This window comes from Arthrobacter sp. S39, assembly GCF_004320525.1.
GTDB lineage: Bacteria > Actinomycetota > Actinomycetes > Actinomycetales > Micrococcaceae > Arthrobacter.
Genome location: NZ_SIHX01000001.1, coordinates 207,888 through 233,615, shown reverse-complemented (window position 1 = coordinate 233,615; position 25,728 = coordinate 207,888). Strand labels below are relative to the sequence as shown.

Here is a 25,728-nt window from a genome sequence, read left to right as displayed (position 1 = left end):
GGCGCCTAGCGGCGCTTGCCCTTACGGTCGTCCTTGACATGGCCGCGGAATGTCCGCGTGGGAGCGAATTCGCCGAGCTTGTGCCCGACCATCGACTCGGTGACAAACACCGGGATGTGCTTGCGTCCGTCATGTACGGCGATCGTGTGCCCGAGCATGTCGGGGATGATCATCGAACGGCGGGACCAGGTCTTGATAACGTTCTTGGTGCCCTTTTCGTTTTCCCTATCCACCTTCACAAAGAGGTGCTGGTCAACGAAGGGACCTTTTTTCAGGCTGCGTGGCATGTGTCCAGGCTCCTATCGCTTGTTCTTGCCAGTACGACGGCGACGAACAATAAGCTTGTCGCTCTCTTTGTTGGGGCGGCGGGTGCGGCCTTCACGCTTACCGTTGGGGTTGACGGGGTTACGTCCACCGGACGTCTTACCCTCACCACCACCGTGCGGGTGGTCAACCGGGTTCATGGCTACACCACGGACGGTCGGGCGGACGCCCTTCCAGCGCATGCGGCCAGCCTTACCCCAGTTGATGTTCGACTGCTCGGCGTTGCCGACCTCGCCAACCGTGGCGCGGCAGCGCACGTCAACGTTGCGGATTTCGCCGGAAGGCAGTCGCAGCTGGGCGAAGCGGCCTTCCTTGGCAACAAGCTGGATCGATGCGCCGGCGGAGCGGCCCATCTTGGCGCCGCCACCCGGACGCAGTTCAACTGCGTGGATTACGGTACCCACCGGGATGTTGAGCAGGGGCAGGTTGTTACCGGGCTTGATGTCAGCACCGGGACCTGCCTCAACTACGTCACCCTGGGAGAGCTTGTTCGGGGCGATGATGTAACGCTTGGTGCCATCAACGAAGTGCAGGAGGGCGATGCGAGCCGTGCGGTTCGGATCGTACTCGATTTCGGCAACGCGGGCGTTGACGCCGTCCTTGTCGTGGCGACGGAAGTCGATCAGACGGTACTGGCGCTTGTGGCCACCACCCTTGTGACGGGTCGTGATCTTACCGGTGTTGTTACGGCCGCCCTTTTTGGGCAGCGGACGTACCAACGACTTTTCCGGCGTCGACCGCGTGATTTCGGTGAAGTCCGCTACGCTCGAGCCACGACGGCCCGGGGTAGTCGGCTTATATTTACGGATTCCCATAATTTATTTCCTCGTTAAAGTGGTCTCCGCTACGCGAGCGGACCGCCGAAGATGTCGATAGTGCCTTCTTTGAGGGTGACAATCGCACGCTTGGTGTTCTTGCGGGTACCCCATCCGAATTTGGTGCGCTTGCGCTTACCGGCACGGTTGATGGTGTTGATCGAGTCGACCTTGACGGAGAAGATTTTCTCCACGGCCAGCTTGATCTCGGTCTTGTTCGAGCGGGGGTCCACCAGGAAGGTGTACTTTCCCTCATCGATCAGGCCGTAGCTCTTTTCCGATACGACGGGTGCAAGCACGACGTCGCGCGGGTCCTTGATGGTGGCTGCACTCACTTGGCATCCTCCTCGTTCTTTGCAGCCTTGTCAGCAACGAATGCTTCGTAGGCAGCCTTGGTGAAGACTACGTCGTCAGAAACGAGAACGTCGTAGGTGTTCAGCTGGTCTGCGTACAGAACGTGAACAGCCTCGAGGTTGCGCACGGACAGTGCAGCAACATCGTTGGCGCGCTCAATGACAACGAGCAGGTTCTTGCGCTCGGAGACGCCGCGCAGCGTTGCCAGAGCTTCTTTGGAGGACGGCTTGGAGCCGGCAACCAGGTCAGCAACGACGTGGATGCGTCCGTTGCGGGCGCGGTCAGAGAGTGCGCCGCGCAGTGCAGCAGCAATCATCTTCTTGGGGGTGCGCTGGCTGTAGTCACGCGGTGTGGGACCGTGGACAACGCCACCGCCGGTCATGTGAGGAGCACGGATTGAACCCTGACGGGCGCGGCCGGTGCCCTTCTGCTTGAACGGCTTGCGGCCTGCACCGGAAACTTCGGCGCGGGTCTTGGTCTTGTGGGTACCCTGGCGAGCAGCAGCGAGCTGTGCAACGACGACCTGGTGCAGCAGCGGCACGTTGGTCTGAACGTCGAAGATCTCTGCAGGCAGGTCAACCTTGACAGTGTTAGCCATTGAACTAGGCTCCCTTCACGGCGGTGCGTACGAGTACGACCTGGCCGCGGGCGCCGGGAACGGCACCCTTGATCAGGAGCAGCGACTTCTCGACGTCAACAGCGTGAACGGTGAGGTTCAGCGTGGTGTGACGAACGGCGCCCATGCGGCCGGCCATTTTCATGCCCTTGAAGACGCGGCTCGGGGTGGATGCGCCACCGATTGAACCGGGCTTACGGTGGTTCTTGTGGGCACCGTGGGAAGCTCCAACGCCGTGGAAGCCGTGACGCTTCATAACACCGGCGAAGCCCTTACCCTTGGTGGTGCCGATGACGTCGATCTTCTGGCCGGCTTCGAAGAGCTCAACAGAAAGCTCCTGGCCCAGCTCGTAAGAGTCAGCATCTGCAGTGCGCAGTTCGACGACGTGGCGGCGAGGCGTGACGCCTGCCTTTTCAAAGTGACCAGCCAGCGGCTTGGTGACCTTGCGGGGATCGATCTGGCCGTAGCCGATCTGAACGGCGACGTAGCCATCAGTCTCTGCGTTGCGCAGCTGCGTGATGACGTTCGAATCTGCCTGGACCACAGTGACGGGGATGAGCTTGTTGTTCTCGTCCCAGACCTGGGTCATGCCGAGCTTCGTGCCCAGCAGGCCCTTTACGTTACGGGTTGCGGTCATAGTCTCTCAGCACCTCCCTACAGCTTGATTTCGATGTTCACGTCGGCCGGCAGGTCGAGACGCATAAGCGAGTCAACAGCCTTCGGCGTGGGATCGATGATGTCGATAAGACGCTTGTGCGTGCGCATTTCAAAGTGCTCGCGGCTGTCCTTGTACTTGTGGGGAGAGCGGATTACGCAGTAAACGTTCTTCTCCGTCGGCAGCGGCACGGGGCCAACTACCGTTGCGCCTGCGCGCGTGACCGTCTCAACGATCTTCCGTGCTGAAACGTCAATGACCTCGTGGTCATATGACTTCAGCCGGATGCGGATTTTTTGTCCCGCCATGTCGCCTGACTCTCTTTCAGTAAATGCTGCTCTGTTTACTTACCTGTTGTATGTGGCTGCCGAAGCATTTGAAGTCTTAACTACCACCCGCCGCACAAACTGAATCCGGATGAATCCGGGTTCCTCACCTTGCCGGCGTAACCGACCCCCGCGGTCGGGCGTGTCGCGATTTTCACGCATACAAGTCCGCAGTTCCATGGGGAGTGGGTTATGTTTGGTCTTCAACTTGGACCCTGACACCCGGCATTATCCGGATCGGGACACGAAGAAGCGCTTGAACAACTCATCTAGTATGCCGGATATTATCGGCAGAAGCGAATCTGCTTTAGCTTTGCCCCTCCCGGATCATTGCCTTCGGCAACCTGCGAATGGATGATGGGGGCATGACGGTCGAAAATGCTGCTTCCGTACGCGATCTCGCCGGCCGGCTGCCGCCGTCCTTTACGTTGGGCGTTGCCGCAGCCGCGTTCCAGATTGAGGGGGCCCTGGCCGAAGACGGGCGTGGACCGTCCGGCTGGGATGCCTTTGTGCAGAAACCCGGGAGCATCATGGACGGCCACTCCCCCGCCATGGCTTGCGACCACTACAACCGGGTCCCCGAGGACATCGCACTCATGCGTGAGCTGGGCATCGATTCGTACCGCTTCTCCCTTTCCTGGCCCCGGATCCAGCCGGACGGCCGCGGCGCCATCAACAGCCAGGGCCTGGACTTTTACGACCGGCTGATTGACCAGCTCCTCGAAGCGGGCATCTCGCCGATGGCGACCCTGTACCACTGGGACACCCCGCTGCCCCTGGAGCAAGCCGGCGGTTGGATGAACCGTGCCACTGCCGAACGGTTTGCCGAGTACTGCGCGGTGGCCGGGAAGCGCTTCGGCGACCGCGTCGCCCAGTGGGTGACGCTGAACGAGCCCGTTTCGGTAACACTGAACGGGTATGCCCTGGGCGTCCATGCGCCCGGCAGGGCCCTCATGTTCGACGCCCTGCCGTCGATCCATCACCAGCTGCTGGCCCACGGCCTGGGGGTGCAGGCCCTCCGTGCCGCCGGCGTCACGGGCGGCGTGGGAGTGACCAACCTGCACTCACCGGTGCGCCCCGCCAGCAGGAAGTTCGGCGACCGGCACGTCGCGAAGCTGTACGACCTGCTGATGAACCGGATCTACGCCGACCCCGTGCTGCTGGGACGCTACCCCAGACTCCCCCTGGTGGCACGGCCGTGGCTTCGGTCCATCGGGAAACTTTCAGACGCTGACCTCAAGACCATTAACCAGCCCCTGGACTTCTACGGCCTCAACTACTATTTCCCCGTGAAGGTGGCCATGAGCCGCGGCATCACCCCCATTCCCGCCGACACCCACAAGGCCGTGGCCCGGCTGCCGTTCCACGAAGTGGGGTACCCGGAATATGGAACCACCGGTTTCGGGTGGCCCGTCGCTCCTGCCCATCTCGGCGTCCTGCTCGCCGAGCTCCGCGACCGCTACGGGGACGCGCTGCCGCCCGTCTACATCACGGAAAGCGGGGCCAGTTTCCCGGAGCCGGACCGGGTCAGCGGCCGGCTCCAGGATGGGCGCCGGGTGAAATACATCGCGGACCACTTGCGGCAGGCTCTGGACGCCACCGCCCCCGGAGGAATTGCCGAAGGGGTTGACCTCCGTGGCTACTACGTCTGGACTCTGATGGACAACTTCGAATGGGCGGCGGGCTACTCGCAGCGCTTCGGACTGATCCATGTGGATTTCGAGACGCAGGAGCGGACCCCCAAAGAGTCCTTCTACTGGTACCAGGCCCTCAGCAGGGAACGGAAAAAGCCGCCCGGCTGAGCGCGGGCAGCCTTTGCACCAAGGCTGGCAGGGGCCCTGTATTTACCGCTGCCTTACTGGTTCTTTTTTGCCCGGTTGATGCGTTTGGCGCGGTCGATCTCATTCCGGAAATACTTCTTCGCCCAAAAAACTCCGGCGACAATGGCAACCACGACAGCCAGGAAAATTAGCCATTCCATGATGCGCTCCTCTCGATGCAAGCAACAGTATCAGTGCTTGCTGAACGGCCCGCCACGGTCCGGTTGGTCAGGTGCAGGCTGCCCTGCCGGCGGCTGCACCGCCGGTTTCTCCACGGCCGTCCCGCGGTTCAGCCGCCAGAGAGCGAACCCGATAAGCCCGACGGCGATCAGCGCCAGGAGTGCGAAGGTGTACTGACGCATCGCCCAGAGAATGCAGGCCGCGACTCCGGCGGCTCCCCACCAGACAAACAGCCTGTCCCCCAGCCCCAGGCCGCCGAGCAGGAGCCCGGCGAACAGCACAAGCACCCACAGTTGCTGGCTGCCGGTTCCGCCAAACACCACACCCAGTCCGCTCAGCGTGAGCAGCCCTGCTGCAGCCCCAGCCAAGGCCCTTCCGGCACTCCGCTGTCCCGAGGCGAAGCGCAGTGCGGCCAGGCCGGTTCCTGCGAGGACATACCACTGGGCTACCCAGAACGGGTCAGGCAGGCCACTGGAAAGCCGGTAGTTCAGGCCGTACTCCCCGTCCAGCTCAAAGATCGCGGCCCGCTGTACCGCAGCCACCACGGTCACGAAACCTGCTTCGGCGACGACCCGGCGCACCGTTCCCGGCGCCTCGTTGCAGGCGACACCCACAGCCGCGGCCAGTGCAACGGCCGCTGCCCACGCCGTCGCGTCGGGCCGGACACCGGTCGACGCGACCAGGCAGAGCCCGGCAAAGGCGGCTCCAGCCAGCGACCAGCGGCGCACGGCGTCAGCTGTAAGCTGTCCGCGTCGGTACAGCCGCGCAGAGTACAGCCCCACTGCCGCCAGGCCGGTCCCGCACAGCCAAGGCAAATACCTGCCCCACGCCCCCGGAACGTCCTGGAAAATCGAGTCGCCGAGCGTTGAGCCGCCGGCCAGTACCGCCAGGGACGCCGGCGCATACAGCCAGGGCAGTCCCTCAACATGAGAGGCAGCGAAGCACACCGTGGCGAGGACCAGCAGCGCGGCCCCAAGCACCCAGTCCGATGCCATCGGTGCCACAAACAGGGCTGCCACGGCGAATGATCCAGCCGCGGCAAGCCACTGCCAGTGCTCGACATCCGCGACGGGCACGTTCCGCCCGCGCCGCAGCACGCCGGCGACGGTAGCGAGCAACGCCATACCCAAGAGCACCGCCGCCGTCCCCGTGTAGTCCAGGACGGGAGCCGCCAGGAACGCCATGCTGCCTCGCTGGCCGGCGTTGGCGAACCCGACCACCGGGCCCAGCGCGAGTACGGCAAACAACAGCGCGTAGACCCCGAAGTAGAGGGAGCCGCGTGCCACGAAGAACCGGCTGGCCACGACGGCCGAGACCAGCAGCAGAACCAGCTCCAGGAGCACCACCCAGCGTCCGCCGTCGTCGTCGGAAACCCTCCCCCAACCGCTTTGCGCCTGCCAGGCGTAGGCCAGCGGAAGCAGAGCCTGGCCCGCCAGGGTGATCCAGACGGCCGCCTGCTGGAAAGGGACCTCAGCCAGCCGCGAACGCATAATCCAGCGGACGCCGTGCTGCGCGGCAAGGACAAAGGCAAAGGTCACTGAGACCGCCGTCGGAGATGCTGTGACGTCGTAGCTGAGGACAGCAGCGAGGGCCGCTGTGAGCAGCCTGGCCGCCGCAAAATACCAGCCCTTCCGGGCCGGCTGGGCGGATGCCACCACCATGACCGCAGCGAACACGGCATGGATGCCCAGAAGCCCTTCAACAACCAGAAGCTCACCGCGGCTGAACGCCAACAGGAAAGCCAACGACGACGGCGCAAACCAGACCGCGGTGCCGTTCGACCTGAAGACGTACCCCGCAGCCGTCGAGGAAAGCGCGGTCACGGCCGCGGCGAAGGTTGCCTGCCAGCCCTCCGGCTCGGTGGTCAGCAGCGCTGCGGACGCCAGTAGCTGGAGCAGCAGCACGACGCCGGGATCCACCAGGACTCCCCGCGGCGCCTCTCCCCGGACGGCGGCGGCCATCGGGAAGACCAACTGGATGGCCAGGAAGAGGACCAGCACGGCGGCAGGTTGGATTTCGTCGCCCGCGATGACTGTTGCTCCGGCCTCTTCCTGGAGAAGATCAAAAGCGGTCAGCACCAGTACCGTCGCCGCCAGGCGTCCGAGCCACCAGTAGGTCCAGCGATGCTGCCGCACGCGCATCCGGACGCCGGAGGCGAACAGATAACCCAACACCAGCAGCAGAGCAGTGTTCCCGGCTGCCTCGGTCACAGCAAGGAATGCCACCGGGACACATAGCGTGGAGGCCGCCAGCGGCAGGGCCTCCCACACCGTTGCGTTCCACGCAAGCTCGCTCTCCGGCCGCGGCACAACGAACAGGCCTATCGCCAGCGCGGACAGCAGTTGGATGATGACGGCAGCCCAGACCCACCCATGCCCCGGCGTAGTGTCAAGGAGCACCAGCAGGACGACCATGGCCAGTCCGGCGGCTCCGAAGCCGGCAAGCGTGGCCTCCGGGGCCAGGGACCTGGCTCCTGAACGCTCCAGGACCGCCGAGAACGCCTGCTGGCACACCAGCGCCACCAGCAGGCCGAAAACTGAGGCGATGATGCGGTCCGGGCCGCCGTCAATTACCGCAGCGACCGTAAAAGGTACCGCCAGGGTCACCGATATCCGCGCTCCGAGCGCCAGGTTCCGCCGGAGTGCTCCCACCGCAAAAAAGGCGCGGGCGGTCCAGAAGAGGAACGCCAGTGCCAGCATGATTGCCACAGGCCAGGCTCCCATCGCATCGCCAAGCACTGCGGCGAGGAGCAGGGAAGCCACCGGAGCCCACTCGGCTGGCCCGCCCAGTCTGGCGGCCAAAACAAAGCTGGTGGCCAGCGCCACCGCCACGGGCATCCACAGGGGAACATCGCCCACCTGGCCGGGCGTCCCGTACCGGAAGAACTCCGCGGACAGGACGAGGCTGGCGTACACCACCGTGAGAAGTACCTGGATGCCGAACGTGGCCACCGCGTCCACGAGCCAACGCCGCCGGGGTGTGCCCGCGGACGCTTCGTGCTGGTTCTGCCGGCTGTCAGCCTGGGGGAACCACTGGCTCAACCTGGCAGCCCCGAAGGCCACGGCCACTCCCTGGACAGCGAGTAATCCTGCCGCGGCCAGAAAGGCGTCACTCCCCCGGCCGGTCAGGTGCCAGATTTCGACGGCGGCGGCCAGGCTAAGTGACATCCGCGCCGCGTAGAAGTTGGCAAGCCGGAGGCGGGTCCCGGGCACTGCGGCCAGCAGTCCAAAGTAGCAGCCGCACACGGCCATGATGAGCGCGTATTCGGCTTTGTCCAGCAGCAGCGGAACGCACGTGGCTGCCGCTGCGACGGCCGGCACCACCAACGGGTGCAGCACCATCAGGGGCCGCACATAGACCGGCGGCAGCCAGCCGGGCCGGACCAGGGCCAGGAGTGTGAGCATGACCGCCACACCGATCAGGGAAGCGAAATACCAGACCAGTGCCCCGCCCAGGACTGAGACGCCGGACCACGCCGTGGATGCCACGAAGGTCAGCGACAGATAAACCAGCACGCGGCTCTCCAGGCGGACTGCCGCGGCCACGTACGCCACGGTGCCAATCAAGGAGGTGATCAGCCAGGCCGTGGGGCCATGGTGGAGGGCGAAGTTGTACAGGGCTAGTCCGGTGACCGGAACCAGGGCCAGTCCGGTACCAGCAAATGCCACGGCCGCCGGCCGCAGGCGTGGCACCCGGGCGTGAAGAACGAACCCTGAGGCGTAGAACGCGGCAGTTACGGCGACGACTCCGGCGAAGCGCAGCATGGGAGGAAGGCTGGTACCGATGAACAGTGCAGCTGCGGCGACCAGGAGGAGGCTGGCTACGTAAAGCGTGATGTTGATGTTCTGCCTGTCCCGCTTCTCCCGCCGTGCCTGGCGTTCTGCCGGCGTCTCAGCCTGCTGCGGAGCGGCGAAGGGAATAGACGGCGGCACCGGGAGGTCCACTCGGGCTACCGGTGCCTGCCGGGCGACAGGCAATTCGGAAGCCGGGCCAGGCTCGATGAGGGAACCAACAGTGTGGACCGCTGCCAGTTCGGGCGAAACCACGGGGACTGCCAAAGGCGGCGGAACCGGCGCCGCAGAGCTGGTGGCCGGCCGGGGGCCATCCACTTTTGCCATAGCGTCCAGCCACCCCTGAAGGTGGCCGGCGCGATAACCCGCTTCATAAGATTCGTCCGGCATGGTGAACCCTCTCCGACGGGCAGGATGACCCCAGCCCCAATTAATCCAGTGATTGGATTAATTGTAGCAAAGAACAGCCCCGCTGCACTAGCAGCGGGGCTGTTCCAAACTTCTCGTCAGGCCGTCAGACGGCCATACCGATCAGTGGGATCAACAAGAATTACTTGATGATCTTGGTAACGCGTCCTGAACCAACGGTGCGGCCGCCTTCGCGGATAGCGAAGCCGAGGCCCTCTTCCATTGCGATCGGCTGGATGAGCGCAACGGTCATCTCAGTGTTGTCGCCAGGCATAACCATTTCCGTGCCTTCCGGCAGGGTGATAACGCCGGTTACGTCCGTGGTGCGGAAGTAGAACTGCGGGCGGTAGTTGGAGTAGAACGGGTTGTGACGCCCGCCTTCGTCCTTGGAGAGGATGTAGACGTTAGCCTCGAAGTCGGTGTGCGGGGTGATGGAACCCGGCTTGACGACAACCTGGCCACGCTCTACGTCATCGCGCTTCAGACCGCGGAGCAGGAGGCCACAGTTCTCGCCGGCCCATGCTTCGTCGAGCTGCTTGTGGAACATCTCGATACCGGTAACCGTGGTCTTCTGGACCGGGCGGATGCCGACGATCTCGACCTCGGAGTTGATGGCGAGGGTTCCACGCTCGGCGCGGCCCGTTACAACGGTGCCACGGCCGGTGATCGTGAAGACGTCTTCGATCGGCATCAGGAACGGCTTGTCACGGTCACGTACGGGGTCCGGAACGGACTCGTCAACGGCTTCCATGAGGTCCTCAACGGACTTGACCCAGATGGGGTCGCCTTCGAGGGCCTTCAGGCCGGAAACGCGAACGACGGGAGCGTCGTCGCCATCGAAGCCCTGAGCGGAAAGCAGCTCACGAACTTCCATTTCAACGAGGTCCAGCAGTTCTTCGTCGTCAACCATGTCCGACTTGTTCAGCGCAACCAGCAGGTAGGGAACGCCAACCTGGCGGGCGAGCAGAACGTGCTCGCGGGTCTGAGCCATCGGGCCGTCAGTGGCGGCAACCACGAGGATCGCACCGTCCATCTGTGCAGCGCCGGTGATCATGTTCTTGATGTAGTCAGCGTGACCCGGAGCGTCTACGTGTGCGTAGTGGCGCTTCTCGGTCTGGTACTCAACGTGGGAGATGTTGATCGTGATACCACGCTGGCGCTCTTCCGGAGCAGAGTCAATCGACGCGAAGTCGCGCTGCTCGTTGAGAGTCGGGTACTTGTCGTACAGCACCTTGGAAATGGCGGCAGTCAGCGTCGTCTTACCGTGGTCAACGTGACCAATGGTGCCGATGTTGACGTGCGGCTTAGTCCGCTCGAACTTTGCCTTTGCCACAGGTTCCTCCTAGAACGTTTTCAAATGACTTACCCTTCAACCGCGCTTGTCGCGGCAGAAACTCAGGCAAGTCTACTTGGGGGGCTTTGGATTGGTGAAATTGCAGATTCAGGAACTAATACTAGTCCCTCGAGCCTGTTCGTGCAGGTGGCCGGAATCCGGTCTGGACCGGGCCCCGGCCACCTGCACCAGGTGAGTTTCCGTCAACCGGAAGCGCACCCGAGTTTTTGCTGCGAAGTCGTAACGACTACTCGCCGCGGTTCTTCTGGATGATCTCGTCGGCAAATGCCTTCGGGACCTCGGCGTAGCTGTGGAACGTCATGGAGTACACAGCGCGGCCCTGGGTCTTTGAACGCAGGTCACCGATGTAGCCGAACATGCCGGACAGCGGAACGTGCGCACGGATGACCTTGACACCCTGTGCATCTTCCATGGACTGCATCTGGCCACGGCGGGAGTTGAGGTCACCGATAACTTCACCCATGTATTCCTCAGGGGTGCGGACCTCGACATCCATCAGCGGTTCGAGCAGGACAGGGTTCGCCTTGCGTGCGGCTTCCTTGAAAGCCATACGGCCGGCGATCTTGAATGCCATTTCCGAGGAGTCAACATCGTGGTAAGCGCCGTCAATCAGCGTCGCCTTGATGCCGACAACCGGGTAACCGGCCAGGACACCGTCGTTCAGTGCATCCTGGATACCAGCGTCAACCGAAGGGATGTATTCGCGAGGAATACGTCCACCGGTCACCTTGTTCTCGAACTCGTACAGCTCGCCCTCGGAAGTGTCCAGCGGCCCAATGGCAATCTGGATCTTCGCGAACTGGCCCGAGCCACCGGTCTGCTTCTTGTGCGTGTAGTCGTGACGCGCAACAACATTCTTGATGGTTTCGCGGTACGCGACCTGCGGCTTGCCGACGTTGGCTTCGACCTTGAATTCGCGGCGCATGCGGTCCACCAGGATGTCCAGGTGGAGCTCGCCCATGCCGGCGATGATGGTCTGGCCGGTGTCTTCGTTGAGGGAGACCTGGAAGGTCGGGTCCTCAGCGGAGAGCTTCTGGATGGCCGTGGAGAGCTTCTCCTGGTCACCCTTCGTGTTCGGCTCGATCGCAACAGAGATCACGGGCTCCGGGAAGCTCATGGACTCGAGGACGATCTGGTTGGCGGAGTCGCACAGGGTGTCGCCCGTGGTCGTGTCCTTCAGACCGATCGCTGCGTAGATGTGGCCGGCGGTAGCGCCCTCAACGGGCATTTCCTTGTTGGCGTGCATCTGGAACAGCTTGCCGATGCGCTCCTTCTTGCCCTTGGTGGAGTTGACCACCTGTGCGCCTGCTTCCACGTGACCGGAGTACACGCGGATGAAGGTGAGCTGGCCGAAGAACGGGTGCGCGGCAATCTTGAACGCCAAAGCCGAGAACGGCTCCTCGGAGGAAGGCGCGCGGACGATTTCCTTCTCTTCGTCGCGGGGATCGTGACCGATCATCGGCGGGACGTCGAGCGGGTTCGGCAGGTAGTCGATGACAGCATCGAGCATCGGCTGAACGCCACGGTTCTTGAATGCGGAACCACAGAAGACCGGGTAGAGCTCGGAGTTGATGGTCATCTTGCGGATGCCGGCCTTGAGTTCCTCGACGGAAATCTCTTCGCCTTCGAGGTACTTCTCCATGAGCTCTTCGGAGGACTCAGCAACGGTCTCAACGAGCGCTGCGCGGTACTCTTCAGCCTTTTCCTTGAGGTCAGCCGGGATCTCCTGGACCTCGTACTTCGCACCCATGGTGACGTCACCCTTGGAGTCGCCCGGCCAGACCAGCGCGCGCATTTCCAGGATGTCGACGACGCCGACAAAGTCGTTCTCAGCACCGATCGGCAGCTGCATGACGAGCGGCTTGGCACCGAGGCGGCCAATGATGGTGTCAACGGTGAAGTAGAAGTCAGCGCCGAGCTTGTCCATCTTGTTGACGAAGCAGATACGCGGAACGTTGTACTTGTCAGCCTGGCGCCAAACGGTCTCAGACTGCGGCTCAACGCCTTCCTTGCCATCGAAAACAGCGACAGCGCCGTCGAGGACGCGCAGGGAGCGCTCAACCTCAACGGTGAAGTCAACGTGGCCGGGGGTGTCGATGATGTTGATCTGGTTGTTTTCCCAGAAGCAGGTCACGGCGGCAGACGTGATGGTGATGCCGCGTTCCTTTTCCTGTTCCATCCAGTCGGTGGTCGAAGCGCCGTCGTGCGTTTCGCCGATCTTGTGGTTCACACCCGTGTAGAACAGGATGCGCTCGGTGGTGGTGGTCTTGCCGGCATCAATGTGGGCCATGATGCCGATGTTGCGGACCTTACTAAGGTCGGTAAGCACGTCCTGTGCCACGGTGTCTCCCTTTCGGATGGACTACACGTTCGCCGCCGGCTCGTGACGAGCCGGCGGCGTCCGGAAGTATTACCAGCGGTAGTGTGCGAAGGCCTTGTTGGACTCGGCCATCTTGTGGGTGTCTTCGCGACGCTTCACAGCGGCACCGAGACCGTTGGAGGCATCCAGGATTTCGTTCTGGAGGCGCTCGGTCATCGTCTTCTCGCGGCGGGCCTTGGAGTAGCCAACCAGCCAGCGCAGTGCGAGGGCGGTGGAGCGGCCCGGCTTGACCTCAACCGGAACCTGGTACGTTGCGCCACCGACGCGGCGTGAGCGGACCTCAAGGGAAGGCTTGACGTTGTCCATGGCCTTCTTGAGGGCTGCAACGGGGTCGCCGCCGGACTTGGCGCGAGCACCTTCGAGGGCACCGTAAACGATGCGCTCTGCGGTGGACTTCTTGCCGTCAACCAGCACCTTGTTGATCAGCTGGGTGACCAGCGGGGAGCCGTAAACGGGATCTAGTACGAGCGGCCGCTTGGGGGCCGGACCCTTGCGAGGCATATTACTTCTTCTCCATCTTTGCGCCGTAGCGGCTGCGGGCCTGCTTACGGTTCTTCACACCCTGGGTATCGAGGGCGCCACGGACGATCTTGTAGCGGACACCCGGGAGGTCCTTCACGCGACCGCCGCGAACGAGCACAATGGAGTGCTCCTGCAGGTTGTGGCCTACACCGGGGATGTAAGCGGTGACTTCAATGCCACCATTGAGGCGCACACGTGCCACCTTACGGAGAGCCGAGTTCGGCTTCTTCGGGGTGGTGGTGTAAACGCGGGTGCAAACGCCGCGGCGCATGGGGCTGCCGTTAAGCGCAGGAGCCTTGGTCTTTTTGACCTTAGGCGTGCGGCCCTTGCGGACCAGCTGGTTAATCGTAGGCACTCTCGTGTTCTCCGTTGGTTTGATCTCTACCGTCACGCGCAGGCGCCAGCCTGGGCACGATGGTTTTGGCGTTGCTCCTTGCAGCGGCCTCCGTAAACTTGCGCAGGCGTGCAAAAGCGTGGCATTCGTTGCGCACCTTACCCGCAACCCGGAAACAAGCTCCACCCAGCATCATGAGAACAAAACCAAAATGATGCTGCGGCGGCCTTCATCCACTGCCACACAGAACAATTACACAAAGTTTAGCACGGCTGGATCGCGGGCCTTAATCGGGTGTATGCGGAAGGCCCCGCCTCCACCAAGTGGAAACGGGGCCTTTCAACGCAATCGACTACCGGAAGTCGTTGCCGAGATCGTAGTCATCCAGCGGGATGGCGTGGAACTCAGGTGCTCCGTCGCCGCCCAGGGTGTCGTACGAGAAGTCACTGAATGCGCTCGGGCCGGTGAACAGGTTGGCCTTTGCTTCTTCAGTGGGCTCCACGGTGACCTCGGTGTAGCGCGGGAGGCCCGTGCCGGCCGGGATCAGCTTACCGATGATGACGTTCTCCTTGAGGCCGAGCAGCGGATCACTCTTGCCTTCCATGGCCGCCTGCGTCAGGACGCGGGTGGTCTCCTGGAAGGAAGCTGCGGACAGCCAGGACTCGGTGGCCAGGGACGCCTTGGTGATGCCCATGAGCTCAGGACGTCCGGAAGCCGGAGTCTTGCCCTCGGACACAACGCGGCGGTTGGCTTCCTCGAAGCGGCTGCGCTCGGCGAGCTCGCCGGGCAGCAGATCCGATTCGCCGGACTCGATGACCGTGACGCGGCGCAGCATCTGGCGGACGATAACCTCGACGTGCTTGTCGTGGATACCGATGCCCTGGCTGCGGTACACGCCCTGGACCTCGTCCACCAGGAACTTCTGCGCGGCACGGGGGCCCATGATGCGCAGCACCTGCTTGGGATCCACCGGACCGTTGATGAGCTTCTGGCCCACGGTGACGTGCTCGCCGTCCTCAATGAGGAGGCGTGAACGGCGCAGGACCGGGTAAGCGATCTCTTCGGATCCGTCATCAGGGGTGATGACGAGGCGCATCTGGCGCTCGGACTCTTCGATGGCGATGCGGCCGGCTGCTTCAGCAATCGGTGCGACACCCTTCGGAGTACGGGCTTCGAAGAGCTCCTGGATACGGGGCAGACCCTGGGTGATGTCGTCGCCACCGCTGGCGGAAACAGCACCACCGGTGTGGAACGTACGCATGGTCAGCTGGGTACCGGGCTCACCGATGGACTGTGCGGCGATGATGCCCACGGCCTCGCCGATGTCCACGGTCTTGCCGGTTGCCAGCGAACGTCCGTAGCACAGGGCGCAGGTGCCGACGCTGGACTCACAGGTGAGTACGGAGCGGACCTTGACCTCGGTGATGCCGGCTGCGAACAGCTCAGCGATCACAACGTCGCCGCAGTCGGTGCCTGCCGGAGCCAGGACATTGCCCTTGGAGTCAACGACATCCACGGCCAAGGTACGGGCGTACGCGCTGTTCTCGACGTTCTCGTCCAGGACCAGCTCGCCGTTGGCGTCTGCGACGGCGATGGCCGTCACCAGGCCGCGTTCGGTACCGCAGTCCTCTTCGCGGACAATAACGTCCTGGGACACGTCCACCAGTCGACGGGTCAAGTAACCCGAGTTGGCGGTACGCAGTGCGGTATCGGCCAGGCCCTTACGGGCACCGTGCGTAGCGATGAAGTATTCCAGCACCGACAGGCCCTCGCGGTAGGAGGACTTGATCGGACGCGGGATGATCTCACCCTTAGGGTTGGCCACCAGGCCACGGATACCCGCGATCTGGCGGACCTGCATCCAGTTACCACGTGCACCGGAGGACACCATGCGGTTGATGGTGTTCATCGGGGACAGGCTGTCACGCATCGCCTGGGCGATCTCGTTGGTTGCCTTGTTCCAGATCTCGATCAGTTCCTGGCGACGCTCGTCGTCGTCGATCAGGCCCTTGTCGTACTGGCCCTGGATCTTGGCGGCGCGCTCTTCGTAACCGGCGAGAATCACCGGCTTGTCCTTCGGCACCTCGATGTCGGAGATGGCGACCGTGACGCCTGAACGCGTGGCCCAGTAGAAACCTGCGTCCTTCAGGTTGTCCAGCGTTGCCGCCGTGACCACCTTCGGGTAGCGCTCGGCGAGATCGTTGACGATCGTGGACAGTTCGCCCTTGTCCGCAACGTTCTCAACCCACGGGTAGTCGGCCGGCAGGGTCTCGTTGAAGAGAACCTGTCCGAGCGAGGTCTCAACAAGCGCGGTCTGACCCGGCTCCCAGCCCTCCGGAGCTTCCCATCCGGCGTAAGGGACAAAGCCCTCAAGGCGGATTTTGACCTTGGAGTTCAGGTGCAGCTCGTGCAGGTCGTAGGCCATGATGGCTTCCGAAACCGAACTGAAGATCCGGCCTTCGCCAGCTGAACCGACACGCTTGGTGGTCAGGTGGTACAGGCCGATGATCATATCCTGCGAAGGCAGGGTGACCGGGCGTCCATCGGAAGGCTTCAGGATGTTGTTCGACGACAGCATCAGGATGCGTGCCTCAGCCTGGGCTTCGGGGCTCAGCGGCAGGTGCACTGCCATCTGGTCGCCGTCGAAGTCAGCGTTGAACGCGCCACAAACCAGCGGGTGGAGCTGGATTGCCTTGCCTTCAACGAGCTGCGGTTCGAACGCCTGGATACCGAGGCGGTGCAGGGTAGGTGCACGGTTGAGCAGCACCGGGTGTTCGGTGATGATCTCTTCGAGCACGTCCCAGACCTGCGGACGGTAACGCTCGACCATGCGCTTGGCCGACTTGATGTTCTGGGCGTGGTTGAGGTCAACCAGGCGCTTCATCACGAACGGCTTGAAGAGCTCCAGGGCCATCTGCTTGGGCAGGCCGCACTGGTGCAGCTTCAGCTGCGGGCCGACGACGATGACCGAACGGCCGGAGTAGTCAACACGCTTGCCGAGGAGGTTCTGGCGGAAACGGCCCTGCTTGCCCTTGAGCATGTCGCTCAGGGACTTCAGCGGACGGTTGCCCGGTCCGGTGACCGGACGGCCGCGGCGGCCGTTGTCGAAGAGGCTGTCAACAGCTTCCTGAAGCATGCGCTTCTCGTTGTTGACGATGATCTCCGGAGCACCCAGGTCAAGCAGTCGCTTGAGTCGGTTGTTGCGGTTGATCACGCGGCGGTAGAGGTCGTTGAGGTCGGAGGTCGCGAAGCGGCCACCATCCAGCTGGACCATCGGGCGCAGTTCCGGCGGGATCACCGGGACGGCATCCAGAACCATGCCAAGCGGGCTGTTGTTGGTAGTCAGGAACGCGTTGACAACCTTCAGGCGCTTCAGGGCGCGGGTCTTGCGCTGGCCCTTGCCGTTGGCGATAATGTCGCGCAGCAGGTCAGACTCGGCCTGCATGTCAAAGCCCTCAAGACGCTTCTTGATGGCTTCGGCACCCATGGAGCCTTCGAAGTAGATGCCGTAGCGGTCGCGCAGTTCGCGGTACAGGCCTTCGTCACCTTCGAGGTCTGCAACCTTCAGGTTCTTGAAGCGGTCCCAGACCTGCTCGAGGCGCTCGATGTCGGCGTCGGCGCGCTTGCGCACGTTGGCCATCTGGCGGTCAGCGGAGTCGCGGGCCTTCTTCTTGTCGGCAGCCTTGGCGCCTTCACCTTCCAGGCGCGCAATTTCGCCTTCGAGGTCCCGGGCGATCGCCGCGATGTCGGAGTCGCGGTTGTCGATCAGCTGCTTCTTCTCGATGTCGTGCTCAACCTGCAGGTTGGGCAGTTCCTCGTGGCGGGAAGCTTCGTCGACGCTGGTGATCATGTAGGCGGCGAAGTAGATGACCTTTTCGAGGTCCTTCGGAGCCAGGTCAAGGAGGTAGCCCAGGCGGGACGGAACACCCTTGAAGTACCAGATGTGCGTGACCGGTGCGGCCAGCTCGATGTGGCCCATGCGCTCACGGCGGACCTTGGCACGGGTGACTTCAACGCCACACCGCTCGCAAATGATGCCCTTGAAGCGCACGCGCTTGTACTTACCGCAGTAGCATTCCCAGTCACGGGAAGGGCCGAAGATCTTCTCGCAGAAGAGGCCGTCCTTCTCGGGCTTGAGCGTGCGGTAGTTGATGGTTTCCGGCTTCTTAACCTCGCCGTAAGACCAGCCACGGATGTCTTCCGCGGTGGCGAGGCCGATCTGCATGAGGCCGAAGGAGGATTCGCTGGACATATGGTCCCTGTTCTCTCTTGTTCTCTAAATTCTGAAGTCTTGGGTTACGGGAAGAGGGAGGCTGATGTCCGACGGCGGGTGGTCACCCGCCGTCGGACATCCACCTGCTAAACCTCTTCTACGGAACTGGGCTCTGCACGAGACAGATCGATGCCCAGTTCTTCCGCAGCCGTGAAGACTGCGTCATCAGAGTCACGCATTTCAATTGTGGTTCCGTCCGTGGAGAGTACTTCCACGTTCAGGCACAGTGACTGCATTTCCTTGATCAAGACCTTGAAGGACTCAGGAACGCCCGGCTCGGGGATGTTCTCGCCCTTGACGATTGCTTCGTAGACCTTCACACGACCATGGATGTCATCCGACTTGATGGTGAGCAGTTCCTGGAGCGTGTAGGCGGCGCCGTAAGCTTCGAGCGCCCACACTTCCATTTCACCAAAGCGCTGGCCACCGAACTGTGCCTTACCACCCAGCGGCTGCTGCGTGATCATGGAGTACGGGCCGGTGGACCGGGCATGGATCTTGTCGTCCACCAGGTGGTGGAGCTTCAGGATGTACATGTAGCCGACCGAGATCGGGTCCGGGAACGGCTCGCCGGAGCGGCCGTCAAACAGGCGGGTCTTGCCTGAGGAGTTGATCAGGCGCTCACCGTCGCGGGTCACGTTGGTGGAGTCAAGCAGGCCCGTGATTTCCTCTTCGCGGGCGCCATCGAACACCGGCGTTGCAACAGTGGTCTGGCCACTCTCGCGCGGCAGGTTCGGCAGCTGCTTGACCCACTCGGGCTCGCCTTCGATCTTCCAACCGGTCTTGGCAACCCAGCCGAGGTGCGTTTCCAGCACCTGGCCGACGTTCATACGGCCCGGAACACCCAGCGGGTTCAGGACGATATCAACGGGGGTACCGTCGGCAAGGAAGGGCATGTCCTCGATCGGAAGGATCTTGGAGATAACACCCTTGTTGCCGTGACGGCCGGCGAGCTTGTCGCCGTCGGTGATCTTACGCTTGGCAGCCACGTAGACGCGGACCAGCTGGTTGACGCCCGGGGGCAGTTCGTCGTCGTTGTCGCGGTCGAAGACGCGGACGCCGATGACGGTGCCGGACTCGCCGTGCGGAACCTTCAGGGAGGTGTCGCGCACTTCGCGGGACTTCTCACCGAAGATGGCGCGCAGCAGGCGCTCTTCCGGGGTCAGCTCGGTTTCACCCTTCGGGGTGACCTTTCCGACCAGGATGTCGCCGGCTTCAACTTCGGCACCGATGTGGATGATGCCGCGCTCGTCCAGGCCTGCCAGGACTTCCTCGGACACGTTGGGGATGTCACGGGTGATTTCCTCGGCACCAAGCTTGGTGTCGCGGGCATCGATCTCGTGCTCCTCGATGTGGATGGAGGAAAGAACGTCCTCGGCAACAATGCGCTGCGAGAGGATGATGGCGTCCTCGAAGTTGTGGCCTTCCCATGACATGAATGCCACGAGCAGGTTCTTACCGAGGGCGAGTTCACCCTGGTCCGTTGCCGGGCCGTCAGCGATGATGCCGCCGACCTCAAGGCGCTGGCCTTCGTTCACCAGGACACGGTTGTTGTAGCAGTTGCCCTGGTTGGATCGGGCGAACTTGTTGATGCGGTAGTTGGTTTCCGTGCCGTCGTCGTTGAGCATGATGACGAGCTCAGCGGAGACCTCGGTGACCACACCGGCCTTCTTCGCGATGGTGACGTCACCGGCGTCGACTGCAGCGGCGCGCTCCATGCCGGTGCCCACGAACGGGGCCTCGGACCGGACCAGCGGCACAGCCTGGCGCTGCATGTTGGCACCCATGAGTGCGCGGTTAGCATCGTCGTGCTCGAGGAACGGGATCAGGGCCGTAGCCACGGACACCATCTGGCGCGGGGAAACGTCCATGAACTCGACGTCGGCGGCGGGAACCAGCACGGGCTCGCCTCCACCACCACGGGCGCGGACCAGGACGGTCTCTTCGGCGAACTTCTTGTTCTCATCCAGCGGAGCGTTGGCCTGAGCAATCAGGACCTCTGCTTCGTCGTCGGCCGTCAGGTACTGGACCTCATCGGAAACGACGCCCTCGGACACGAGGCGGTACGGCGTCTCGATGAAACCGAACGGGTTGATGCGGCCGTAGGAAGCCAACGAACCGATCAGACCAATGTTCGGGCCTTCAGGGGTTTCGATGGGGCACATACGTCCGTAGTGGGACGGGTGAACGTCTCGGACTTCCATGCCTGCGCGGTCACGGGACAGACCACCCGGGCCAAGCGCGGACAGACGGCGCTTGTGGGTCAGGCCCGACAGCGGGTTGTTCTGATCCATGAACTGGGACAGCTGGGAAGTTCCGAAGAACTCCTTGATGGCTGCAACAACCGGGCGGATGTTGATCAGGGTCTGCGGCGTGATGGCTTCGACGTCCTGGGTGGTCATACGCTCGCGGACAACGCGCTCCATACGGGACAGGCCGGTGCGGACCTGGTTCTCGATGAGCTCGCCGACGGCGCGGATACGGCGGTTGCCGAAGTGGTCGATGTCATCGATCTCGACGCGCAGCTCGTGGTCCTGGCCGTCGCGCTTGCCCGTGAGGGTCTTCTCGCCGGCGTGCAGTGCAACCAGGAACTTGATCATCGCCACGATGTCTTCAACGTGCAGGACCGAAGCTTCCTTGTCGCCAAGGGAGCGGTCGATGCCAAGCTTGCGGTTGATCTTGTAACGGCCGACCTTGGCCAGATCGTAGCGCTTGGAGTTGAAGTACAGGTTGTCCAGCAGGGACTGGGCAGCCTCGACTGTGGGCGGCTCGCCCGGTCGCAGCTTCCGGTAGATATCCAGCAACGCGTCTTCGCGGGTCTCGGTGGCGTCCTTCTCCAGCGTCGCGCGCATGGAGTCGTACTGGCCGAATTCTTCGAGGATCTGGCCTTCGGTCCAGCCAAGGGCCTTCAGCAGGACGGTGACGGACTGCTTGCGCTTGCGGTCGAGGCGTACGCCGACCTGGTCGCGCTTGTCGATCTCGAGCTCGAACCAGGCACCACGGGACGGGATGATCTTCGCAGTGAAGATGTCCTTGTCGCTGGTCTTGTCGGCGGTGCGCTCAAAGTAGGCGCCCGGGGAACGGACCAGCTGGGAGACGACGACACGTTCGGTGCCGTTGACAACGAAGGTACCCTTCTCCGTCATCAGCGGGAAGTCGCCCATGAACACGGTCTGCTGCTTGATTTCGCCCGTGTTGTTGTTCATGAACTCGGCCTTGACGTACAGCGGTGCCGAGTACGTTGCGTCCCGGTCCTTGCACTCGGCCATGGTGTACTTCGGATCAGCGAATTCCGGATCGGAGAAGCTCAGGGACATGGTGCCCTGGAAGTCCTCAATCGGGGAGATCTCTTCGAAGATGTCCGACAGTCCGGACGTAGTGGCGACGCTGAGGTCGTTTTCTTCGACGGCTTTCGCGACGCGTGCCTGCCAGCGTTCGTTTCCGACCAGCCAGTCAAAGCTGTCCGTCTGCAGGGCAAGAAGATTCGGAACGTCAAGCGGTTCGTGAATCTTTGCGAATGAGAGCCGGCGAGTGGCACCATCAGTGCTGTCGGCGGTGTTAGCGGTTTCGTTATTAGAGGTGCTCGAGGCGACCAAGAGGGATCCTTCCACAGACCTTCAGGCGTTTTCAGATCTCCCCCGCTGTGCACCCTGCAGAATGACTCCGCAGTGCTACCAATCCGGTTCCGCTATATGACCCGGGGCCCGCGCTGCCCATACAATGACGTTGTTGACGGCACGTTGATGGTCAGCTGCCAGGCAAAGCCCACCGCTATATGAAGGCTGAAGGTAAACAGGGAAGACGCAAATATCTACGATACGGCAAAACCGATTACGTGTCTACCCCACATCGTGCGTTATTGCAAGACCCATCTTTTTTGTTCCGGCAGACCGCCTCAGAGCAGGAGCGTGACGCCCTCGGCAGTGCACTCCTGTGCGTTGGCAAAGACCGCGTCACGGACCAGATCCTTTGACGACTCATCCACCACGCCGCCGCTTTTAACCGCCGAAGAGCGGTCCAGGGACAGGACGCTCAGGGACGTAAACAGCCCCTTTTGGTTGCCGGACACAGCATCTTTGGCGTCCTGGGCGGCCAAGTAGATGTCTTCGTAAGCGTTAGCGTCACCCTGGATGGCCTTGTACTCAGCGAAGAGCGCATTGAACTGCTCGCAGGCGGCCTTGACCCCTCCTGCCTGGGGAGCCGGGGCGTCGGAGGAGCGCGACGGCGTCGACTGCGAAGGTGCGGGGCTGGACGTTTCCGACGGCGACGGACTGACCGGAGCAGGTGTGGCTACGGAGCAGGCAGTCAGCCCGGCGAGGCCGGCGAAAGCCGCCGCGGCGAGGATTTTCTTCACGATGCTGCTCCCTGTATGCGATCTGCGAGTGCCATTGCGGACGGAGGGTCCCTGTGCTTAAGTGCCCGCCGTCCACCCTACTGAGGCGTCCGCCGTCGTGCACGTCGCGGGGATGGGTAGTTCTCCCCGGCCGCCGGATGGAATTGCCCTGCCCCGGCCGGTGTTTGGATAATTAGGTGAGGAAGCTCACGGTAGCCTTGGCCTACATCGTTTCAGATCGGGAGAGATAACAATGGGCAACTCCACAGACAACACTGACGTTGTCATCCTTGCAGCGGCGCGGACCCCACAGGGCCGGCTGAACGGGCAACTGGCGAGCTTCACCGCCGTCGAACTCGGCGCCCACGCCATCAAGTCCGCCATCGCGGCCAGCGGTGTGGCTGCCGGCCGCGTGGACGCGGTAATCATGGGACAGGTACTGCAGGCCGGCGCGGGCCAGAACCCCGCCCGGCAAAGCGCCATCGCGGCGGGCATCGGCTGGAATGTCCCGACCGTCACCATCAACAAGGTGTGCCTGTCCGGCCTGACCGCCGTCATAGATGCGGCCCGCCTCATCCGCAGCGGTGACGCCACGGTGGTGGTGGCCGGCGGACAGGAATCCATGACGCGCGCGCCGCACCTGCTGCCCGGCTCCCGCCAGGGCTGGACGTACGGCGCGGTCCAGGCCCTCGATGTCGCGGCGCACGACGGACTCACTGACGCTTTCGACGGCCAGTCCATGGGGCTCTCCACCGAGACCCGGAACCTGGCCCTCGGCATCGACCGGACATCGCAGGACAACGTGGCTGCCCAGTCGCACCAGCGCGCGGCGCTGGCCGCGAAGAACGGCGTTTTCGACGACGAAATTGCACCCATCAGCGTCAAGCAGCGCAAGGGCGACCCCCTTGTTGTCTCCACCGACGAAGGCGTGCGGCCGAACACTTCCGTCGAAACGCTGGCGGGCCTCAAAGCCGCCTTTGTCACGGACGGCACCATCACGGCCGGCAATTCCTCTCCCCTGTCCGACGGCGCCTCCGCACTGGTGCTCGCGTCGCGGAAGTTCGCGGAAGACAACGGCCTGGAGTACCTCGCCGTCGTCGGGAAGCCCGGACAGGTGGCCGGCCCGGACAATTCGCTTCACTCGCAGCCGTCCCACGCCATCCAGAGCGCCCTCGACCGGGCCGGCTGGAGCACGGCCGACCTGGACTTCATCGAGATCAACGAAGCCTTCGGTTCCGTGGCGGTGCAGTCACTGAAGGACCTGGACTACCCGCTGGAAAAGTGCAACATCCATGGCGGCGCCATCGCGCTGGGCCACCCCATCGGAGCTTCCGGAGCCCGGTTGGCCCTGCATGCCGCACATGAACTCAAACGGCGCGGGAGCGGCAAGGCTGCAGTCTCGCTGTGCGGCGGCGGAGGGCAGGGCGAAGCGCTCCTGCTCTACCGGGACTGATGGCTCCCTCGGCGGAATCGGCCGACGGCGGCGGCAGGGCACGGTTCCTTGCCGACGCCGCGGCGCGGGGCCTCGACGTCGAAATAGTGGAACGGCTGGCCGCCTCCAGCCTGGAGGAAGCGGCAGGCATCCTCGGCATCACCCCGGCGGACATCGTGAAATCCCTGGTGGTCAAGCACAAGGACGGCAGCTTCCTGTTCGCCCTGGTCCCCGGCGACCGGCAGATCTCCTGGCCCAAGCTCCGGGGTTTGGTGGGAGTCAACAAGCTGTCGCTGCCGCCGGCCGACGTCGCACTGGATGCCACAGGGTATGAGCGCGGCACCATCACGCCCCTCGGCAGCACGAAGGCCTGGCCCGTCTACGCCGACCGGACCATCACCGGCCGGCGGATCTCCATGGGCGCCGGGCAGCACGGCTACAGCGCCTTTGTGGACGCGGATGCCCTCACCTCGGCGCTGGACGCCGTGGTCGCGGACATCTCGGACCCGGCCTAGAGCAACGCGGGGTCACATTCGGCCCCTCCGTAGGCACTTATTGGGCCGGATGTGACCCCGCGTTGGGGTTAAAAGCAGGAAACCCCGCCCACCGAAGTGGACGGGGTTTCCTGTTGGAAAGCGAGTGTTACTTGAGGGTAACGGTGGCGCCGGCAGCCTCGAGCTGCTCCTTGGCCTTCTCGGCAGCTTCCTTGGTTGCACCTTCGAGGACAGCCTTGGGAGCGCTGTCAACCAGGTCCTTGGCTTCCTTCAGGCCCAAGGAAGTGATTGCGCGAACTTCCTTGATCACTGCGATCTTCTTTTCGCCAGCAGATTCGAGGACGACGTCGAAGTCGGTCTTCTCTTCGGCTTCTTCAGCAGCGGCGGCCGGGCCGGCAACGGCTACAGCAGCAGCGGTAACTTCGAAGGTCTCTTCGAAGAGCTTGACGAACTCGGAGAGCTCGATGATGGTCAGTTCCTTGAAAGCTTCAATGAGCTCTTCGTTGGTGAGCTTCGCCATGGTGTGGCGTCCTTCCTATAGGTGGTGCTTGGCGGCCTGGGCCATTGCCTTCACACCGGAGTCTGGTTTGAAGAAGAGTTAGTTCTCTTCGGTGGCTGCGGCCTCGGCCGGAGCTTCGGTCTCTGCTGCTTCTGCGGCCGGGGCTTCTTCAGCGGCGGGCGCTTCGGCAGCTGCCGGTGCACCGTTCTCTTCTTCAAGCTTGAGGCGCAGGGCGTCAATGATGCGTGCAGCGGCGGCAGCAGGAGCCTTGAGGATTCCTGCAACCTTGGCGAGCTGCAGCTCGCGGGACTCGAGTGCTGCCAGGGCAGCAACTTCGCTGGCGTTCAGTGCCTTGCCCTCGAAGTAACCGGTCTTGATAACCAGCTGCTTGTTGGTCTTGGCAAAATCCGTCAGGCTCTTGGCCGCTGCAACTGCGTCACCCTTGATGAACGCGATTGCAGTGGGGCCGGCGAGCTGGCCGTCGAATGCTTCGACACCAGCTTCCTTGGCTGCAATGGCGGTCAGGGTGTTCTTGACGACCGAGAACTTGGTGTCCTGGCCGAGAGAAACACGCAGCTGCTTGAGCTGTGCAACAGTGAGCCCACGGTATTCGGTCAGGACAGCGGCGTTCGATTCCTTGAAATCGTTAGTGATCTCAGCTACTGCTGAAACCTTTGCAGGCGTTGCCATAACCCTCCTTCCGGGGATAGTGCCGGTATTCGACGGTCCCCGCTCAAGGTGAGCTAAAACTAAAAACGCCCCGCGCAGATGCACGGGGCTTGGCTCAACACAGTTTCAAACCGTGGAGCTTTGCTTCG

At 63.0% G+C, this 25,728-nt stretch carries 20 protein-coding genes; 3 read left to right on the top strand and 17 right to left on the bottom strand.

Annotated elements, in window-relative coordinates; all coding sequences use genetic code 11:
- Positions 1-5 precede the first annotated feature (5 nt).
- From rpsS to rpsJ, 6 genes are read right to left on the bottom strand one after another with little or no spacing between them, the layout of a single operon-like run.
- On the bottom strand, positions 6-287 hold the full coding sequence (gene rpsS / locus EYS21_RS01105; RefSeq protein ID WP_011692805.1) for a 30S ribosomal protein S19: 282 nt from the start codon (positions 285-287) through the stop codon (positions 6-8).
- Between the two features lie 12 nt (positions 288-299).
- The gene (gene rplB, locus EYS21_RS01100) at positions 300-1,139 is read right to left on the bottom strand and encodes a 50S ribosomal protein L2 (protein ID WP_131131301.1); all 840 of its coding nucleotides are present in this window, start codon (positions 1,137-1,139) and stop codon (positions 300-302) included.
- Positions 1,140-1,168: 29 nt separating this feature from the next.
- Positions 1,169-1,474: a 50S ribosomal protein L23 gene (rplW, locus tag EYS21_RS01095; RefSeq protein WP_066293292.1), complete on the bottom strand. Its 306-nt coding sequence runs from the start codon at positions 1,472-1,474 to the stop codon at positions 1,169-1,171.
- Positions 1,471-2,091 (bottom strand): 50S ribosomal protein L4, encoded by a 621-nt coding sequence (gene rplD, locus EYS21_RS01090; protein ID WP_131131300.1) that lies wholly within the window; start codon positions 2,089-2,091, stop codon positions 1,471-1,473. Before rplD ends, rplW begins: the two co-directional genes overlap by 4 nt.
- Before the next feature lie 4 nt (positions 2,092-2,095).
- Entirely contained in the window at positions 2,096-2,746 is a 651-nt protein-coding gene (gene rplC, locus EYS21_RS01085; protein WP_056626643.1) for a 50S ribosomal protein L3, read from the bottom strand.
- Positions 2,747-2,763: 17 nt separating this feature from the next.
- Positions 2,764-3,072, bottom strand: coding sequence for a 30S ribosomal protein S10 (gene rpsJ, locus EYS21_RS01080; RefSeq protein ID WP_003803825.1), 309 nt, complete (start codon positions 3,070-3,072; stop codon positions 2,764-2,766).
- Between the two features lie 383 nt (positions 3,073-3,455).
- On the opposite strand from rpsJ, the gene EYS21_RS01075 reads away from it, so the two are divergent.
- Positions 3,456-4,892 (top strand): GH1 family beta-glucosidase, encoded by a 1,437-nt coding sequence (locus EYS21_RS01075; RefSeq protein WP_131131299.1) that lies wholly within the window; start codon positions 3,456-3,458, stop codon positions 4,890-4,892.
- Between the two features lie 53 nt (positions 4,893-4,945).
- Here EYS21_RS01075 and EYS21_RS23890 read toward each other — a convergent pair whose 3' ends face one another.
- From EYS21_RS23890 to EYS21_RS01035, 9 genes are all read right to left on the bottom strand, one after another.
- Positions 4,946-5,071, bottom strand: a complete 126-nt coding sequence (locus EYS21_RS23890; RefSeq protein WP_269449497.1) for a hypothetical protein — start codon at positions 5,069-5,071, stop codon at positions 4,946-4,948.
- A 30-nt stretch (positions 5,072-5,101) separates the two neighbouring features.
- Positions 5,102-9,271, bottom strand: coding sequence for a hypothetical protein (locus EYS21_RS01070; RefSeq protein ID WP_207307653.1), 4,170 nt, complete (start codon positions 9,269-9,271; stop codon positions 5,102-5,104).
- Between the two features lie 160 nt (positions 9,272-9,431).
- Positions 9,432-10,622, bottom strand: coding sequence for an elongation factor Tu (gene tuf / locus EYS21_RS01065; protein WP_131131298.1), 1,191 nt, complete (start codon positions 10,620-10,622; stop codon positions 9,432-9,434).
- 247 nt (positions 10,623-10,869) lie between these two features.
- Positions 10,870-12,984: an elongation factor G gene (fusA, locus tag EYS21_RS01060; RefSeq protein ID WP_131131297.1), complete on the bottom strand. Its 2,115-nt coding sequence runs from the start codon at positions 12,982-12,984 to the stop codon at positions 10,870-10,872.
- A gap of 69 nt (positions 12,985-13,053) precedes the next feature.
- On the bottom strand, positions 13,054-13,524 hold the full coding sequence (rpsG, locus tag EYS21_RS01055; protein ID WP_026531948.1) for a 30S ribosomal protein S7: 471 nt from the start codon (positions 13,522-13,524) through the stop codon (positions 13,054-13,056).
- A gap of 1 nt (position 13,525) precedes the next feature.
- Complete coding sequence (gene rpsL / locus EYS21_RS01050) at positions 13,526-13,900, bottom strand: 30S ribosomal protein S12 (RefSeq protein WP_018773658.1); 375 nt, start codon at positions 13,898-13,900, stop codon at positions 13,526-13,528.
- A gap of 331 nt (positions 13,901-14,231) precedes the next feature.
- Positions 14,232-18,131, bottom strand: a complete 3,900-nt coding sequence (locus EYS21_RS01045; protein ID WP_131131296.1) for a DNA-directed RNA polymerase subunit beta' — start codon at positions 18,129-18,131, stop codon at positions 14,232-14,234.
- A 107-nt stretch (positions 18,132-18,238) separates the two neighbouring features.
- A complete protein-coding gene (gene rpoB, locus EYS21_RS01040) occupies positions 18,239-21,748 on the bottom strand; it encodes a DNA-directed RNA polymerase subunit beta (protein ID WP_131131295.1) in 3,510 nt (1,169 codons plus the stop codon).
- A gap of 299 nt (positions 21,749-22,047) precedes the next feature.
- Positions 22,048-22,506, bottom strand: a complete 459-nt coding sequence (locus tag EYS21_RS01035) for a hypothetical protein (RefSeq protein ID WP_131131294.1) — start codon at positions 22,504-22,506, stop codon at positions 22,048-22,050.
- Between the two features lie 232 nt (positions 22,507-22,738).
- Here EYS21_RS01035 and EYS21_RS01030 point away from each other — a divergent pair, with 232 nt between their 5' ends.
- Entirely contained in the window at positions 22,739-23,938 is a 1,200-nt protein-coding gene (locus EYS21_RS01030; protein ID WP_131131293.1) for an acetyl-CoA C-acetyltransferase, read from the top strand.
- Entirely contained in the window at positions 23,938-24,432 is a 495-nt protein-coding gene (locus EYS21_RS01025) for a YbaK/EbsC family protein (RefSeq protein ID WP_131131292.1), read from the top strand. The genes EYS21_RS01030 and EYS21_RS01025 overlap by 1 nt, the downstream gene beginning before the upstream one ends.
- 127 nt (positions 24,433-24,559) lie before the next feature.
- Here the strand turns inward: EYS21_RS01025 and rplL are convergent, their stop codons facing one another.
- Positions 24,560-24,931 carry a 50S ribosomal protein L7/L12 gene (gene rplL / locus EYS21_RS01020; RefSeq protein ID WP_050684404.1) on the bottom strand — a complete coding sequence of 124 codons (372 nt, stop codon included), beginning with the start codon at positions 24,929-24,931 and terminating at the stop codon, positions 24,560-24,562.
- Between the two features lie 78 nt (positions 24,932-25,009).
- On the bottom strand, positions 25,010-25,600 hold the full coding sequence (rplJ, locus tag EYS21_RS01015; RefSeq protein ID WP_028269591.1) for a 50S ribosomal protein L10: 591 nt from the start codon (positions 25,598-25,600) through the stop codon (positions 25,010-25,012).
- Positions 25,601-25,728 lie beyond the last annotated feature (128 nt).